The sequence below is a fragment of the Streptomyces massasporeus genome, assembly GCF_014648995.1.
GTDB lineage: Bacteria > Actinomycetota > Actinomycetes > Streptomycetales > Streptomycetaceae > Streptomyces > Streptomyces massasporeus.
This window is the reverse complement of record NZ_BMSE01000018.1, coordinates 40,888-55,693: the sequence shown is the minus strand read 5'-3', so window position 1 is coordinate 55,693 and position 14,806 is coordinate 40,888. Positions and strand designations below refer to the sequence as shown.

Sequence of the window (14,806 nt, the reverse complement as noted above, 5' to 3'; positions counted from 1 at the left end):
CGGAGCGCTCCCGGTCGGTCAGTCGAGGCACGCCGGGACAACAGGGAGGGAGCGCGGGATCGGTGTGAACGGCACGGCTCTGCCCTCCTTCCGCTGGTCTCTGGGCGTGGCGCGCGACACGCTACGGGATCTCCCGACGGGCCGTCCATCGGTTTTCGGGCACGGCTCCAGCCGGGCATCCGGCTGACGCCGACGCCCTTCCGGACGCGTCCGAGGGCCCCGCGGCGGGGCGGGCCCGGAGTGCGGCGGGCGGTCGGGCGTTGCAGCGTGGTGGTGTGAGCAGTGTGCGCGGCCGGCCGGCCCGCCGGGACCCGTACCGGCGGGGCTGGCTGCGCGGCGCACCGCCGCCCCTCTGGGCCCGGGTGCTGCCGTCGGCGCTGCTGGTGGGCGTCTGTCTGGCGGAGCTGGTCAGCCCGGAGCCGCTCGACATCGGCTTCCTGCTGGGCGCCATCCCGCCGCTGGCCGTGCTGGCACACGGCCCGGTGGCGACGGCGGTGCTCGGCGCGCTGGTGGTGGTCGTGCTGACCGTGCCGGTCTTCAGCCTCAACGATCCGGGCAGTACCGACCTGCTGACCGTGTGCTTCGTCTCGGTGCTGAGCGTGCTGCTGTCGTACGTCCGCTCCCGGCGGGACGCGCAGCTGGTCACCGAGCGCACCGTCGCCGAGGTCGCGCAGCGGGCCGTCGTACCGCTGCTGCCGGAGCGAGTCGGGCCGGTGCGGTGTGCGGGTCTGTACCGGGCGGCGCAGCGCGGGACGCTGGTCGGCGGCGACTTCTTCGACGTACGGGCGGGCCCCTACGGCGTACGGGCGGTGATGGGCGATGTGCAGGGGCACGGGCTGTCGGCCGTGGCCACGGTCGCGTCGCTGCTGGGGGCGTTCCGGGAGGCGGTGCTGGACCAGCCGGACCCGGAGGCGGTGGCGGCCCGGCTCGACCGGAGGCTGGCGGTGGACTCGGCGGACGACCCGCACGCCGAGCTGTTCGCGACGGCGGTGCTGCTCGACTTCTCCGCCGACGCCCGGGTCGTGCGGATCGTGGCGTGCGGACAGGCCGGACCGCTGCTGCTGCGTGACGGCAGGGCCGTCGAGCTGGACGTCGAGCCGTGCACGCCGCTCGGTCTCGGCCTCGCCGGGACCGCCCCGCCCCGGGCCGTCTCGGTGCCGCTGACGGCGGGTGACCGGCTCTTCCTCGCCTCCGACGGGGTCACCGAGGCCAGGGACGCGGGCGGGGTCTTCTACCCCCTGGCCGAACGGCTGCCGGGCCTCGCCGCCGAGGACCCGGTCGCACTGGCCGAACGGGTGTGGACCGACCTCGTCCGGCACTGCCCCGACGTGCAGGACGACGTCACGATGCTGGTGCTCGCGCCGCGTCCTCGGGAGGGGCCCTGAAGACAGCGGTCGGCGGCGGTCCGCTGCGCGCGGGCCGCCGCCGGCGGGGTCTTGCGACCGGTACGTCAGTCCTTGATCTCGCACTTGCCGAACGCGGGGTTGAACAGCCCGATCACGTTGATCGAGTTGCCGCAGACGTTGGCGTTGATGTCGATCGGGATCTGGACGACGTTGCCGGAGAGGACGCCGGGGCTGTTGGTGGCGACACCGACGGGGCCGTCGTTCGCGCTCGCGGTACCGGCGAAGGCCAGCAGGGCGGCACAGGCCAGGCCGGCCGCGGCAGTCACACGTATGTGCATGGGTAAAGCTCCTGTCAGTCGCAGGGACACGTGTCTCCACCGTCACGCGGGGTGAGCCGGCGCGACATCGGTGAGCGTCCGAACGGGGTGCGCGGGGTCCGGCCGGGCCGTCTTCGCACTCTCCGGATGCACGCCGCGCTCCCGGGGGGAATGGTGATATCGGACCCGTTTTTCAGCACCGGGGCCGCACCAGCGATCCGGACCCTAGGAGCAGAGAACATGTCGACGTCAGAGCCCGCCGCATCCCGGCCGCCCGAGGACCGCGCCACCCCGGACCGCCTGCTCCACGCCCGCACCGGCACCGACGTGTCGCCGGAGGATCTCGTCCTCGCCTCGGGCAAGGACCTCACCCCGCACAACCTCGAGTGGGCCAAGCGCAAGCTGGCGGCGGAGGGACCCACCGCCCTGGAGAAGCTGCTGCCCTAGCCGCACCCCCTCGGCACACGGAAGGCCACCCGCCCGGCGCCGTCGCGTCCGGGGTGGGTGGCCCTCTGTGTGCCCGGCGGGCGGGTCACACCCCGCCGTCGTCCTCGGGCAGGGCCGTCTCGTCCTCCACCACGTGCACGGCGGCCTCCTCCGCGCCGGCCGCTCCGCCGTCGATGCCGACATCGGTCGCGACGGTCTCCTTCGTGGTGTCCGCGTGGGCGCCCTCGTCCGGGGCGACCAGGCGGCCGGCGCGGTCGGTGCCCGCCTCGGGGTCCACCGGTTCGCCGTCGCTGTCCGGGGTGTCCCCCACGCCGTCCCCGCCCGGCTCCGCGGACACGTCGGGGACCTCCTGGGCCAGCCGCTCGTCGAGGGTCTCGCCCTCGTGCTGCTCCGCGGCGGTAGTGCCGCGCTTGGTGACGCCGAGGGGCTTCTCCGGCGGGGAGTAGCCCTCGTCGAGGGTGTCGTCGTACGTCCGCTCGTCGACGGCGTCCTGCAGGTCCAGCGGCGCGGCGTCCGCCTGCTCCTCGTTGGTCCCGGTGGGCTGGTACGCGTCGTCCGCCATCGGTTCGGGGCGCATCGGTTCCGTGCCCATCACTCCTGCCTCCCTGTCGCGCTGCGTCGACTTGTTCGTCGTGCTGTGCGTTCCGCGTTTCCCGTTACGCGGTCTCTAACCTCGGCGGATGATCCCCGGCCGGGTCGGCGCACCGAACGTCTCGCGGGCCAACGGGAGTTAAAACCCTGGGCCGGGCCGCACGTTACCCACCGGTCAATCTTGAAAGATCAAGGAGTGGGACTATCATCACTCGCACACACGGTGTGACCGACTGCCGACGCGGCGGCAGCACGGTATCCACCACCCCTTTTTCACCGTCACCGGGCCGGAGACCACCCTCCTCCGTCCGGCGGCGAGCTCCACCCCCCACCCCCCAACGCCTCCGGGACGGCCTGCCCGCCCCCGGTCGTGCACAAGTGAAAGCGGCGTATCCATGAGCTACAGCAGGGGCAGAGGGCTGCAGGCCAACGTCCTCAGCACGTTCGACACCGTGGTGATGGCAGTCGCCGGCAGCGCACCGGCGTATTCGCTGGCCGCGACCACCGCCGTCCTGGTGGGCGCGGTGGGACTGGCCAGTCCGGCCGCCCTGCTGTACTGCGCGATACCCATGCTGGGCATCGCGCTGGCGTTCAGCTACCTCGGCCGGATCGACGTCAACGCGGGCGCCAGCTACTCGTGGGTGGGGCGCACGCTCCACCCGTTCCTGGGCTTCATCAGCGGCTGGGCGCTGGTGATCTCGGCGACGATCTTCATGGTGGCCGGTTCGCTGCCCGCCGGGTCGATGACGCTCGCGCTCTTCGACGACACCCTCGCGGACAACACCGCGCTGTCCACGGTGGTCGGCGCGGCCTGGTTCGTCATCATGCTGTGCGTGGTGCTGGGCGGCGCCCGGCTCACGGTGCGGGCCCAGCTGATCATGTCCGGCGTCGAGCTCGTCGTCCTGGCGCTGTTCGCGGTGCTCGCCTTCTTCCACACGGACAACGCCCGCGCCTTCGACTGGTCCTGGCTCGGCTTCTCCCACTTCGACGGCATGGCCGGTTTCGCCTCGGGCGCGCTCATCGCCGCGTTCTACTACTGGGGCTGGGACGTCACCAGCAACCTCAGCGAGGAGACCCGCAACAGCCGCCGTACGACGGGACTCGCGGGCCTGATCGGGGTGGGCATCGTCTTCCTGCTGTTCGAGGTGTTCACCATCGCGGTGAACGTGATCCTGTCCTCGAAGCAGATCGAGGAGAACGACGCGAACGTGCTGGCGGTGCTCGGCGAGGAGGTCTGGCCGGGCTGGGGCGGCAAGCTGCTGATCGTGGCCGTGATGCTGTCCACCATCGCCACGCTGGAGACGACGCTGATCCAGGTCACGCGCTCGCTGTTCGCGATGGGCCGGGACCGTACGATGCCGTCTGCGCTGGGCCGGGTGCACCGCCGGTGGAACACGCCCTGGGTGGCGATCGTGGTGGTCGGGTCGGTGGCGCTGGTGATGTTCATCGCCTCCAACGCCCTGGGTTCGGTGGGCGACATCCTCTCCGACGCCATCTCGGCGATCGGCCTGCAGATCGCGGTCTACTACGGGCTCGCGGGGCTCGCGGTGGTCGTCGCGTACCGGAAGATGCTGCTGAAGTCCGCGTCCAACTTCCTCTTCGGCGGTCTGTGGCCGCTGTGCGGCGCCCTGTTCATGTTCTGGGTCTTCGTGGAGTCGCTGGGCGAGCTGAGCAACGCCGCGATCTCGATCGGCATCGGCGGGCTGGCGGTCGGGCTGATCCCGATGCTCTGGTACTGGAGGCAGGGCAGCGACTACTACCGGCCCGCGAAACTGGACGCCTCCCGCGCGGTCGAGACGGACTACGTGCCCGGCGAACAGGACGGCCACGCCCGCGTCCACGAGGGTCTCTCCACCGACTTCTGAGGAGGACCCCGATGGCGCGAGGCAGTCTCAGACGTGGTTTCACCCCCGACTTCGACCCCGACTGCGGGGACACCGACCTGACCTCCGCCCGCCAGGACGTCGTGATCGGCCGCTGGCAGGGACTGCGGGACCTGCTGGGCGCCACCGGCCGCGACTGGGCGTCCCGAGGCCACCGGATACGGCAGCTCGCGCAGGTGTGCGCGGGCAGTTCGACGGTGGAGTCCTGGCTCTCCGCGGACGCCCACAGCGCCGACGCGCTGGTGCTGCGGGCGGCCACGGAGACGGCCCGGACCTTCAACGTGGCCATCGCGGCCGGCCGGGGCGTGCCGATCGACCGGCAGCGCGTGGACGCCGCGGTGCTGGCCTGCCTGACGGCGGCGGAGGCGCACCCGGAGGATCCGACGCCCTGGGTGTCGCTGATCTCGGTGGCGCGGCTGTACCCCTCGGGGGTCCGGCGCCAGGAACTGGGGCGCTGGTGGGACGAGTTGCACGGGCGCGACCCGTACAGCATCGAGGGGCACCTGCAAGTGCTGCACTACTACTCGGCGCGCTGGCACGGCACGCACGGCCTGATGTACGACTTCGCCCGGGACGCGGCCGGGGTGGCACCGCCCGGCTGTCCGCTGCCGGTGCTGGTGCAGTACGCCCGGGTCGAGGAGTACCGCTTCGCCCTGGACGCCGCGCAGGGCAGGCACTCCGCCGTGGGCCTGTCGCAGCACTGGAACCACGACGGTGCGGCGAGCGACCTGCGGCGGACCTGGCAGCGCTGGGTCATGGGCCGGACGGAGACCGGGATCGCGCCCGCCGAACTCCGCGACTTCAACTACCTGGCCCACGCGGCCTGCACGGCGGGTGCCAGGGACATCGCGGGCATCCTGCTGGGCATGCTGGGGCCCCGCGCGACCCGCACGCCGTGGTCGTACACGGGCGATGCGGAGAAGCAGATCACCAAGTGGCGCAAGGAGCTGCGGCCGGGGGCGTGAGCGCCTGGCTGTAGTCTCCCCGCCGGGAGGGTGTCATGGCTGATGACGGCTGGTACGAGGACGGCAACGCGGTCCGGGAGGCCGAACGCGCGCGCCGGGTCGCCTGGATGGGGATGTCCGTGGTGACGTGCCTGTTCGGTGCGGTCGTGCTCGCGGTGGCCGCCGTCGGCCTTGCGGTGGTCCTGGCGCTCGCCTATGCCATGGCCGTCATGGATTGACGCCGCGCCCCGGCCCGGCCAGGTCCCCCGACCACTTCTCCTCGATGCGTCCGACCCTCCACACCACCAGCGCCACCACCCAGGTGGCGAAGAACAGGGCGACGACGACATAGCCCAGGACGTTGAGGTCGAGGCCGGAGATCCAGTCCCAGAACGGGCCGTGCAGGCCGAGCCGCTCGGCGAGGAGGCCGAGGAGTTCGGCCGTGCCGATGAGGAGGGCCACGGCGACGGACAGGCCCGTGATGGTGAGGTTGTAGTAGACCTTGCGCACCGGCTTGGAGAAGGCCCAGCCGTAGGCGAAGTTCATGAACGAGCCGTCGACGGTGTCCAGGAGACACATGCCCGCGGCGAACAGGACGGGCAGGCACAGGATCGCGTACCAGGGCAGTCCGGAGGCGGCGCCGGAGCCGGCCAGGACCAGCAGGGCGATCTCGGTGGCGGTGTCGAAGCCGAGGCCGAACAGCAGGCCCAGCGGGTACATGTGCCAGGGCCTGGACACCGACCTCATGACACGACCCAGCAGACGGTTCATCAGGCCGCGGTTGTTCAGCTGCTCCTCCAGGGCGGCCTCGTCGTAGCGGCCGGAGCGCATCGCGCGGAACACCTTCCAGATGCCGGCCAGGATGACGAGGTTGACGCCCGCGATGAGGTAGAGGAACGTCCCGGAGACGGTCGTGCCGATCAGGCCGGTGACGTCGTGCAGTGAGGAGCCGTCGTCGCGGACCGGCCCGGCCAGGGTCTTCACACCGAGGGTGAGCAGGAACGCCAGGACGAAGACGACGCTGGAGTGACCGAGGGAGAACCAGAAGCCGACCGACAGCGGGCGCTGCCCCTCCCCCATCAGCTTGCGGGTGGTGTTGTCGATGGCGGCGATGTGGTCGGCGTCGAAGGCGTGCCGCATGCCCAGCGTGTAGGCGGTGACGCCGATGCCGACGCCGAAGGTCTGAGTGCCGATGGCGTGGTGCTGCGGGGCGACGATCGCGACGAGGGTGAACCAGCCGATCACGTGCAGGGCCAGGATGAAGGCCGCCATCCCCCCGACCCTGGTCCACTCCCGCCGCGTCATGGAGGTGCGGACGCGGTGCCAGGCCGTGCGCTGGGCGGGGGCCGGGGCGGGGAGGCGCGGAGTGGACTCAGGGGCGGCCGTCATCGGGGGGAAGGTCCTTCTGTCGGACGGGACGGCTGCGGTGAACAGCCTCGTGCCATCCTGCGGTACCTGCAAGTGATGTGCAGTAAAGCCCGTGACAGGTCTTGTCCATGGAACCGAAAACTCCGCCGGGCGACAGGGAGCCGTCCGGTGTCAGACCTCGGCGTTCGGTCCCTCCGGCCGGGTGTGACGCTGCTCGACCATCGCGCGGCTGAGCTCCTCCGTCTCCGTCTCGGCCAGTCGCTCGAAGCCGTCCTCGGTGATGACCGAGACGATCGGGTAGATGCGACGGGTGAGGTCGGGGCCGCCGGTCGCGGAGTCGTCGTCCGCCGCGTCGTACAGCGCCTGCAGGGCGGCCAGGGCCGCCTCGCGCCGGGACATGCCCGGGCGGCACAGCTTCTTCAACGCGCCCCGGGCGTACGGCGATCCGGAGCCCTCGGCGTGGAAGCCGATCTCGATCGTTGCCGTCGACCGACTCCTACCTGAGCCGGACGGACGGGAAACGCGCCGCGCTGCGTCAGGGCCCCGGCGCGACACGGACGTCCAGGTCCGAGATCCGGTGGGCGGGCCAGGAGCGGGCGTAGCGGGGCGGGGTGCCGCCGGCCGGTGCCAGGTGGGCGACCGGGAGGCGGTCCGCGGTGCGCAGGACCCCGGCCACGGTGATGTTCTCGTTGTTTCCGGACGTCGCCCCCGAGGAGCAGCCGGTGTAGTAGCCGATCGGGATGGCCTCGTGGCCGGTGAGCAGGCAGGGTGGGCGAACGCCGAGCCGGTGCAGGGCGTCGGCGGTGCGGCCCCAGTCGCGGCGGCTCTCGGTGTTGCGCGACACGGCGCCGTCCAGAACGGCGAGCTGCGCCGCGAGATGCCCGGCCAGGACGAGCGCGACCAGCGGGGCGGCCACCGGGCGCCATGATCCGCCCGGGCCTCTGACCAGGTGCCACAGGGCGTCGGCGACCGGGATCGCGAGCAGCGCGTAGGCCGGCTGGAGGAAGCGCGGGGCCGCGTAGCCGATCATGAACAGGTACGGCAGCGCGGCCGTGGTGGCGCAGGCCAGCGGGACCAGGGTCCGTTCCAGGCGCCGGGCACGGGCCGCGACCACCAGCGCGAGGCCGACCAGGACGGGCAGGGTGAACCACCAGAAGGTGACCAGCGGGGTGGGCATCGACCCGGTGCACGGCCGGCACAGGGCCCGTCCTCCCAGGCTGCGCAGCTGGTCGTCGACGGCGATCTGCCAGCCCAGCCCGCCCTGGATCCGGGAGGCCTCCGCCAGCCGCGCCCCGAGGCCGCCGTGGCTCAGGTACGCCTCGATCACCCAGGGCACGACGCCCGCCGCGAGGCCCGCCGCGAGCACGAGCAGGAGGCGCCAGTGGCGGCGCACCAGGGCGAGGACGAGCAGCGGCACGGCCACGTAGACCGCGTCGGTGGGACGCATCCAGGCCATCAGCGCGCCGCCCGCCGCGAGGCCCCACAGCGTCCTGGGGGAGGAACGTTCCGCCCCTATCCTCAGGAAGCAGCCGACGCTGATCAGGGCACCGATCGCGACCCAGTAGTTGGGCATGGCCTGGGGACCGTAGAAGAGGGTCAACCACAGGGAGGCGAAGAGGGCCCCGCCGCCGAGCAGGACGCGGGTCGGGAACAGGCCGCGCCAGGCGCGCAGGGCCAGGTAGAGGGCGAGTCCGGACAGCAGGGCGAGATAGACGCGCAGCAGGGGGACGGACGGCGACCAGGACGCGACGGGCGCGACCAGCAGCGAGACGCCGCGGGAACGGGGGGCGCTGAAGAACGCCGCGGGGTGGTGCGAGGTGACCTGGCTGACGTAGACGATCTCGTCCCAGCCCAGGCCCAGGACGGGCCGGACCAGGGCGAGCTGCGCGAGCGTGAAGACGGCGGCCAGGACGGCTGACGAGCGGTTGCCGCGCGTCCAGCGGGTGGTGCGCGGCCCCGCCGTCTGTTCGCGTCTTCGCCGTCGTACCAGGATGGCGTTCGCGCCATCGGCCATGTTCCGCCCCTTGCCCCGTTGATCGAAAACACGATCACGCTAACCCGGGGGGCGTGGGCATGCAGGGCGGAACTCGGCCAAGTGCCTGACCCGCGAGTGGGTCAGCGGGCGTTCGGGGCGCGGTGCGAGGGCTGGCCCGGGGCCGGGCGGTGGGGCAGGTCGGGGATGGGGTGGGAGACGGGGGCGTCCTCGCTCACCGTGAGCTCGGTGCCGTGGTGGCGGATGGTCAGGGGCAAGCCGGAGTTCAGGGTGTACGTGGCCCGGTCGGCGGTCAGTTCGACGCGCAGGCACCGGTCGAGGAAGCCCACGGTGAAGGCGAGCCGGCTGTAGCGCTCGGGCAGGCGGGGCGCGAACCGCAGGGTGCCGTCGCTGCACCGCATGCCGCCGAACCCGGCGACCAGGGCCATCCAGGTACCGGCCAGCGAGGCGATGTGCAGGCCGTCGCGGGTGTTGTGCTCCAGGTCGCCGAGGTCCATCAGCGCGGCCTCGGCCGTGTAGTCGCTCGCCAGGTCGAGGTGGCCGGCCCGGGCGGCCATGACGGCCTGGACGCAGGCGGACAGGGAGGAGTCGCGGACGGTCAGCGGCTCGTAGTAGGCGAAGTTGCGGGCGATCTGCTCCTCGTCGAAGTACTCCTCGAAGAACGCGCCGCAGGTGTACATCGCCAGCACCAGGTCCGCCTGCTTGATGACCTGTTTGCGGTACAGGTCGAAGTAGGGGAAGTGGAGCATCAGGGGGTACTGGTCCGGGCCGGTGCCGGCGAAGTCCCAGCGCTGGTGGCGGGTGAAGCCGGCGTGCTGCTCGTGCACGCCGAGTTCCTCGTTGTACGGGACGTTCATGGCCTCGGCGGCGTCCCGCCAGGCGGCCCGCTCCTCCTCGTCGGCGCCGAGCCGTGCGGCCTCGTCGGGGTGGCGTTTGCAGGCGTCGGCGGCGGCCAGCAGGTTCGCCCGGGCCATGAGGTTGGTGTACGTGTTGTCGTCGGCGATCGCGCTGTACTCGTCCGGTCCGGTGACACCGTCGATGTGGAAGACGCCCCGGTCGTCGTGGTGACCGAGGGAGCGCCACAGGCGGGCGGTCTCCACCAGCAGCTCCACGCCGACCTCGCGTTCGAAGGTCTCGTCACCGGTGACGGCCACGTACCGCACGACGGCGTCGGCGATGTCGGCGCCCACGTGGAAGGCCGCCGTGCCGGCCGGCCAGTACGCGGAGCCCTCCGAGCCCTCGATGGTCCGCCACGGGAACGCGGCGCCCCGCAGACCGAGTTGGGTGGCCCGCTCCCGGGCGGCGGGCAGGGTGTCCAGGCGCCAGCGCAGGGCCTCGGCGGCGGACTTCGGCGCGGTGTACGTCAGCAGCGGCAGCACGAACGCCTCGGTGTCCCAGAAGGCGTGGCCGTCGTAGCCGGAGCCGGTGAGTCCCTTGGCGGGGATGGCGCGCTGTTCGGCGCGGGCCCCGGCCTGGAGGACGTGGAAGAGGGCGAAGCGGACGGCCTGCTGGATCTCCTCGTCGCCGTCGATCTCGACGTCGGCGCGCGCCCAGAAGTCGTCGAGGTAGGCCCGCTGGTCCTCCAGGAGCCCCTGCCAGCCGCTGTGCCCGGCCGCCGCCAGGGCCGCCTCGACCTGGTCGCTCATCGCGGGCCGGGAGCGGACGCCGGACCAGCCGTGCGCGACCAGCTTCTCCACGCGCAGCCGCTCCCCCGGTTCCAGGACGGAGGTGATGGTCAGCCGGGCCACGTCCACGTTGGACTCGCTGCTCGTGGTGGTCCGTTCGGGGCCGGTGACGGTGTGGTCGGCGGCCACGGCGACCCGCAGGCCGCTGCGGCGGGTGCGGTGGACCAGGCGCAGCCGGCTGCCCGTGGCGAGGTCCTCCTCCGGTTCCAGCGGTGACTTCAGCGCTTTGGCGGCGCGCGGGTCGCCGTCCGGCTCGGGGAGGCTCTCGTTGGTGACGAGCTCCGACTGGACGACCACGCGGGTCCGGCTGTCGACGGGTTCCACCTCGTAGGCGACGGCGGCTATCGCGCGCTGGGTGAGGGACACCAGGCGCGTGGAGCGGACCCGGACGGTCGAGCCGGCCGGCGAGGTCCATTCGCAGACCCGCTCCAGGACGCCCCGCCGCAGGTCGAGGGTCCGCTCGTGGGTGACGAGCCGCCCGTAGCGCAGGTCGAACGGCTCGTCGTCGACCAGGAGCCGCAGCACCTTGCCGTTGGTGACGTTGATGGAGGTCTGGCCGGACTCGGGGTAGCCGTAGCCGGCCTCGGCGTACGGCAGCGGGTGCAGTTCGTGGACCCCGTTGAGGTAGGAACCGGGCAGCCCGTGGGGTTCGCCCTCGTCGAGGTTGCCGCGCCAGCCGACGTGCCCGTTGGACAGGGCGAACACGGACTCGCTCTGCGCCAGGACGTCGAGGTTGAGTTCCGTCTCGCGCACGGCCCAGGGCTCGACGTTGTACGCCCGCTGTGTGATCACTCGGTCTCCCCCAGTTCGGCGAGGTCCTGCACCACGATGTCGGCGCCGTGCCGGTACAGCGCGTCGGTCTGCCCGACCCGGTCGACTCCGACGACGTATCCGAAACGGCCCGCGCGGCCGGCGTCCATGCCGGCCAGGGCATCCTCGAAGACGGCCGCTTCGGAGGGGTCGACGCCGAGGTCCTCGGCGGCGGCCAGGAACGTGTCGGGGTGCGGCTTGCCGGGCAGTTTGCGCTCCGCGGCGACGACGCCGTCGATGCGGACGTCGAAGAAGTGCTCGGCGCCGATCGAGCGGAGCACGTCACGGCAGTTGGCGCTGGAGGAGACGATCGCCGTGCTGAGCCCGTGCGCGCGGACGGACTCCAGGTAGCGCAGCGTGCCGTCGTAGGCCTCGACGCCGTCGGTGCGGATCTTCTCCAGGACCAGCTCGTTCTTGCGGTTGCCGAGTCCGTGCACGGTCTCGGCGCCCGGTGGGTCGTCCGGGTCGCCGTCCGGCAGGTCGATGCTGCGGGAGGCGAGGAAGGTGCGCACCCCGTCGGCGCGTGGCCGCCCGTCGACGTACTCGTCGTAGTCCGCCGATGTGAACGGCCGGTACTCCGCACCGTCCCGCTCGCGCAGGAAGGCGTCGAACATCTCCTTCCAGGCGGCCGCGTGCACGACGGCCGTCCTGGTGACGACTCCGTCGAGGTCGAACAGGCAGGCGTGGATGTCTTCGGGGAGACCGAGCTGCGTCATACAGGACCGGTTCCCCACCCGGAGATGTTCCAGTGAGTGGCGCACGCCACACCCCGGGGGGCGCGAGGGGTGTGACGCCCCCCGGCGTTCGCGCCCGCCCCGGGTGGCAGACTCTCTCTGTGCCGCTCACCTTCGACGACCTCGTCCACCGCGCCCGGACCCTCCCCCGGGACGGCCGGCGCGCGATCCTCGGCATCGCGGGCAGCCCCGGCGCGGGCAAGTCGACGCTCGCCGAGCACCTGGTACGGGAGTTGAACGGCACCGGCGACCCCTGGGTCGCACACGTCCCCATGGACGGCTTCCACCTCGCCGACGCCGAACTGGAGCGTCTCGGCCGCCGGGACCGCAAGGGCGCGCCCGACACGTTCGACGCGGCCGGGTACGCGGCCCTGCTGCGGCGGCTGCGCGACGAGCCCGGCGACGACATCGTCTACGCGCCCGGTTTTGAACGCGTCCTGGAGCAGCCGCTCGCGGGGGCGGTCCCGGTGCCGCCGACGGCCCGTCTGGTCATCACCGAGGGCAACTACCTGCTCCTGACCACCGGCGCCTGGCCCCGCGTCGGCCCCCTCCTCGACGAGGTGTGGTTCTGCGAGCCGCCCGAGCCCGAGCGCGTCCGCCGCCTGGTCGCCCGCCACGAGCGGTTCGGCAAGACACACGAGGAGGCGGTGGCCTGGGTGTCACGCTCGGACGAGCGCAACGCCGACCTGGTCGCGACGACGCGGGGGCGGGCGGACCTCGTGGTTCCGGAGTCGGCACTGCCCCGCGCGGAGGCGTGAACCCCCTCAGGCGTCCACGGCCAGCCGCACGCCCAGCCCCACCAGGACAGCACCCGAAACCTGCTCCATGCGACGCCGCACGGACTGCCTCCTGAGCACGCCCCCGACCCGCCCTGCCAGCCACACCACGGGCAGGTACCAGAGCAGGTCCACCACGGCCCAGACCACCGAGAGGGCGAGCAGGGTGGGCAGCACGGCGGCCCCCTCGGGCACGAACTGAGGCAGGAAGGAGACCGCGAACAGCCCCGCTTTGGGGTTCGCGGCGTTGGTGACCAGCCCCTGCCAGTAGGCCCGCCGCAGTGAGTCCGCCGTCCCCGCGGCCGGCTCCGCCTCCCCGCCGCCGGGAAGCCGGGCCTGCCACAGCGCACGGGCTCCCATCCACACCAGCACCGCGGCACCCGCGATCCGGATGACGTCGTAGGCGATCTGCGAGGCCAGCACCAGTGCCGACAGGCCGAAGGCCGCTGCCAGGCCCCACAGCAGCACACCGCACTCGTTGCCCAGGACGGCGGCCATCCCGGTTCTGCGACCGTCGGCCACCGACCGGCGCAGGATCACGACCGTGCTCGGCCCCGGTGCCATGGCGATCAGGAAGGCGGCGCCGACGAACGCGACGAAGGAGGTCGACATCGCGCCAGAATCGCCGAGTCGGTCCGTCCCGGCAAGCCGTTTCCCGGCCGCCCGCCGATGGGGCATGATCTGCCCATGATCAGGTCCGCCACCGTGAACGACATCCCCGAGATCCGCACGATGATCCGCGAACTCGCCGCGTACGAACGGGCCGTGGAGCAGGCCCGGGCCACCGAGGAGCAACTGCGCGAGGCGCTGTTCGGGGAGCACCCCGCCGCCTTCGCGCTGATCGCCGAGGACGACGGCACGGGCGAGGTCATGGGTTACGCCCTGTGGTTCCCGCGCTTCTCCACCTGGACGGGCACCCGCGGCATGCACCTGGAGGACCTCTACGTGCGTGCGCACGCCCGGGGCGCGGGGTACGGCAAGGCGCTGCTCGCCGCCCTCGCAGCGACCTGCCGGCGCAACGGGTACGACCGCTTCGAGTGGTGGGTCCTGGCCTGGAACACGCCGACGATCGACTTCTACAAGTCGCTCGGGGTCGAGCTCCTGGACGAGTGGAAGGTGTGCCGGCTGAGCGGTGATGCCCTCAGGGAGCTCGCGGCTCAGGCACCGCCCGTCCGCCACCCGGCCGCAGACGCGCAGGAGAGGCACTCGTGCGGCCCCCGGTGACCGAGGTGATCGCCGCTCATGCCGTGCTGGCTCGACTCGTCACACCGCTGGGCGACGAGCAGGTCCGGGCCGCGTCCGCGCTGCCGGGCTGGACGCGGGGACACGTGCTGGCCCATCTCACCGACAACGCCCGGATGTTCACCCGTCTCGCGGAACACGCCCTGCGCGGGGAACTCGTGCCGGCCTACGTGGGCGGCACCGAGGAGCGGAACGCGATCATCGAGGCCGGTGCAGGCAGAAGTGCCGCCGGACACCGTGCCGAACTCGCCGCCCGCTCGGCGGACCTGGAGGCGGTCTGGGCGCGCTTCACCGAGGCCGACTGGAGCCGGCCCGTGACCTTCCGTGACGCGGACGTCTCGGCGACGGTCCACGCCCGGTGGCGCGAGACGTGGATCCACATGGTGGACCTGGACCTCGGCGTACGGCCGCGGGACTGGCCGGAGGAACTGGCCTGCCATGCCATCGACTTCCTGCTGTGCCGGCTGCCTGCGGGCACCCGGGTGCACGCCGATGACCTGCGTCGGGAATGGACCCGCGCCGGCCGGACCGGCCCGGTCGTCACCGGGCGGGTGCGCGACCTGGCCGCCTGGATGGCCGGGCGCGTGCCCGCCGCCCTGCCCGTCGCGGCGGAGGGGCTGCCCGTCCTCGGGCCGTGGCCGCCCCACCCTCCCCGGAGCCGCCGTTGAGC

At 72.5% G+C, this 14,806-nt stretch carries 15 protein-coding genes and 1 pseudogene; 8 read left to right on the top strand and 8 right to left on the bottom strand.

Annotation, left to right across the window (positions count from 1 at the left end):
- The first annotated feature begins 275 nt into the window (after positions 1–275).
- Entirely contained in the window at positions 276–1,385 is a 1,110-nt protein-coding gene (locus IE153_RS31315) for a PP2C family protein-serine/threonine phosphatase (protein ID WP_189593113.1), read from the top strand.
- Positions 1,386–1,450: 65 nt separating this feature from the next.
- Here IE153_RS31315 and IE153_RS31310 read toward each other — a convergent pair whose 3' ends face one another.
- Positions 1,451–1,684 (bottom strand): chaplin, encoded by a 234-nt coding sequence (locus tag IE153_RS31310; RefSeq protein WP_189593112.1) that lies wholly within the window; start codon positions 1,682–1,684, stop codon positions 1,451–1,453.
- Positions 1,685–1,903: 219 nt separating this feature from the next.
- Here IE153_RS31310 and IE153_RS31305 point away from each other — a divergent pair, with 219 nt between their 5' ends.
- Positions 1,904–2,110: a hypothetical protein gene (locus IE153_RS31305; RefSeq protein WP_031110000.1), complete on the top strand. Its 207-nt coding sequence runs from the start codon at positions 1,904–1,906 to the stop codon at positions 2,108–2,110.
- Between the two features lie 85 nt (positions 2,111–2,195).
- Here IE153_RS31305 and IE153_RS31300 read toward each other — a convergent pair whose 3' ends face one another.
- Positions 2,196–2,687 (bottom strand): DUF5709 domain-containing protein, encoded by a 492-nt coding sequence (locus IE153_RS31300; protein ID WP_189593221.1) that lies wholly within the window; start codon positions 2,685–2,687, stop codon positions 2,196–2,198.
- Positions 2,688–3,096: 409 nt separating this feature from the next.
- On the opposite strand from IE153_RS31300, the gene IE153_RS31295 reads away from it, so the two are divergent.
- The 3 genes from IE153_RS31295 to IE153_RS31285 are packed head-to-tail and all read left to right on the top strand — an operon-like array spanning position 3,097 to position 5,767.
- Positions 3,097–4,566, top strand: coding sequence for an APC family permease (locus IE153_RS31295; RefSeq protein ID WP_189593111.1), 1,470 nt, complete (start codon positions 3,097–3,099; stop codon positions 4,564–4,566).
- Positions 4,567–4,577: 11 nt separating this feature from the next.
- On the top strand, positions 4,578–5,549 hold the full coding sequence (locus IE153_RS31290) for a hypothetical protein (RefSeq protein WP_189593110.1): 972 nt from the start codon (positions 4,578–4,580) through the stop codon (positions 5,547–5,549).
- A 35-nt stretch (positions 5,550–5,584) separates the two neighbouring features.
- A complete protein-coding gene (locus tag IE153_RS31285; protein ID WP_189593109.1) occupies positions 5,585–5,767 on the top strand; it encodes a hypothetical protein in 183 nt (60 codons plus the stop codon).
- On the opposite strand, the gene nicT is transcribed toward IE153_RS31285, so the two are convergent.
- From nicT to IE153_RS31260, 5 genes and pseudogenes are all read right to left on the bottom strand, one after another.
- Positions 5,757–6,917, bottom strand: a complete 1,161-nt coding sequence (gene nicT / locus IE153_RS31280; protein WP_189593108.1) for a Nickel transporter NicT — start codon at positions 6,915–6,917, stop codon at positions 5,757–5,759. The genes IE153_RS31285 and nicT overlap by 11 nt on opposite strands.
- A gap of 150 nt (positions 6,918–7,067) precedes the next feature.
- A pseudogene (locus tag IE153_RS31275) lies at positions 7,068–7,361 on the bottom strand (proteasome subunit beta); the annotation flags it as partial.
- A gap of 70 nt (positions 7,362–7,431) precedes the next feature.
- Positions 7,432–8,910: a hypothetical protein gene (locus IE153_RS31270; RefSeq protein WP_189593107.1), complete on the bottom strand. Its 1,479-nt coding sequence runs from the start codon at positions 8,908–8,910 to the stop codon at positions 7,432–7,434.
- Between the two features lie 101 nt (positions 8,911–9,011).
- Entirely contained in the window at positions 9,012–11,366 is a 2,355-nt protein-coding gene (locus IE153_RS31265; RefSeq protein WP_189593106.1) for a glycoside hydrolase family 65 protein, read from the bottom strand.
- The gene (locus IE153_RS31260; RefSeq protein ID WP_189593105.1) at positions 11,363–12,100 is read right to left on the bottom strand and encodes a beta-phosphoglucomutase family hydrolase; all 738 of its coding nucleotides are present in this window, start codon (positions 12,098–12,100) and stop codon (positions 11,363–11,365) included. The genes IE153_RS31265 and IE153_RS31260 overlap by 4 nt, the downstream gene beginning before the upstream one ends.
- Before the next feature lie 119 nt (positions 12,101–12,219).
- Here IE153_RS31260 and IE153_RS31255 point away from each other — a divergent pair, with 119 nt between their 5' ends.
- The gene (locus tag IE153_RS31255; RefSeq protein ID WP_189593104.1) at positions 12,220–12,876 is read left to right on the top strand and encodes a nucleoside/nucleotide kinase family protein; all 657 of its coding nucleotides are present in this window, start codon (positions 12,220–12,222) and stop codon (positions 12,874–12,876) included.
- 6 nt (positions 12,877–12,882) lie between these two features.
- On the opposite strand, the gene IE153_RS31250 is transcribed toward IE153_RS31255, so the two are convergent.
- Positions 12,883–13,506 carry a LysE family translocator gene (locus IE153_RS31250; RefSeq protein WP_189593103.1) on the bottom strand — a complete coding sequence of 208 codons (624 nt, stop codon included), beginning with the start codon at positions 13,504–13,506 and terminating at the stop codon, positions 12,883–12,885.
- Positions 13,507–13,581: 75 nt separating this feature from the next.
- Between IE153_RS31250 and IE153_RS31245 the strand changes: the two genes are divergently transcribed.
- Both IE153_RS31245 and IE153_RS31240 read left to right on the top strand, forming a co-directional pair.
- Positions 13,582–14,118 carry a GNAT family N-acetyltransferase gene (locus IE153_RS31245; protein ID WP_189593102.1) on the top strand — a complete coding sequence of 179 codons (537 nt, stop codon included), beginning with the start codon at positions 13,582–13,584 and terminating at the stop codon, positions 14,116–14,118.
- Entirely contained in the window at positions 14,103–14,804 is a 702-nt protein-coding gene (locus tag IE153_RS31240; RefSeq protein ID WP_189593101.1) for a maleylpyruvate isomerase family mycothiol-dependent enzyme, read from the top strand. Before IE153_RS31245 ends, IE153_RS31240 begins: the two co-directional genes overlap by 16 nt.
- Positions 14,805–14,806: the final 2 nt, after the last annotated feature.

Bases quoted from the DNA above. Each gene is read 5' to 3' on its own strand.
- nicT (WP_189593108.1), bottom strand. From the start codon at position 6,917: ATGACGGCCGCCCCTGAGTCCACTCCGCGCCTCCCCGCCCCGGCCCCC.
- IE153_RS31245 (WP_189593102.1), top strand. From the start codon at position 13,582: ATGATCAGGTCCGCCACCGTGAACGACATCCCCGAGATCCGCACGATG.
- IE153_RS31305 (WP_031110000.1), top strand. From the start codon at position 1,904: ATGTCGACGTCAGAGCCCGCCGCATCCCGGCCGCCCGAGGACCGCGCC.
- IE153_RS31250 (WP_189593103.1), bottom strand. From the start codon at position 13,506: ATGTCGACCTCCTTCGTCGCGTTCGTCGGCGCCGCCTTCCTGATCGCC.
- IE153_RS31285 (WP_189593109.1), top strand. From the start codon at position 5,585: ATGGCTGATGACGGCTGGTACGAGGACGGCAACGCGGTCCGGGAGGCC.
- IE153_RS31270 (WP_189593107.1), bottom strand. From the start codon at position 8,910: ATGGCCGATGGCGCGAACGCCATCCTGGTACGACGGCGAAGACGCGAA.
- IE153_RS31300 (WP_189593221.1), bottom strand. From the start codon at position 2,687: ATGCGCCCCGAACCGATGGCGGACGACGCGTACCAGCCCACCGGGACC.
- IE153_RS31260 (WP_189593105.1), bottom strand. From the start codon at position 12,100: ATGACGCAGCTCGGTCTCCCCGAAGACATCCACGCCTGCCTGTTCGAC.
- IE153_RS31295 (WP_189593111.1), top strand. From the start codon at position 3,097: ATGAGCTACAGCAGGGGCAGAGGGCTGCAGGCCAACGTCCTCAGCACG.
- IE153_RS31290 (WP_189593110.1), top strand. From the start codon at position 4,578: ATGGCGCGAGGCAGTCTCAGACGTGGTTTCACCCCCGACTTCGACCCC.
- IE153_RS31310 (WP_189593112.1), bottom strand. From the start codon at position 1,684: ATGCACATACGTGTGACTGCCGCGGCCGGCCTGGCCTGTGCCGCCCTG.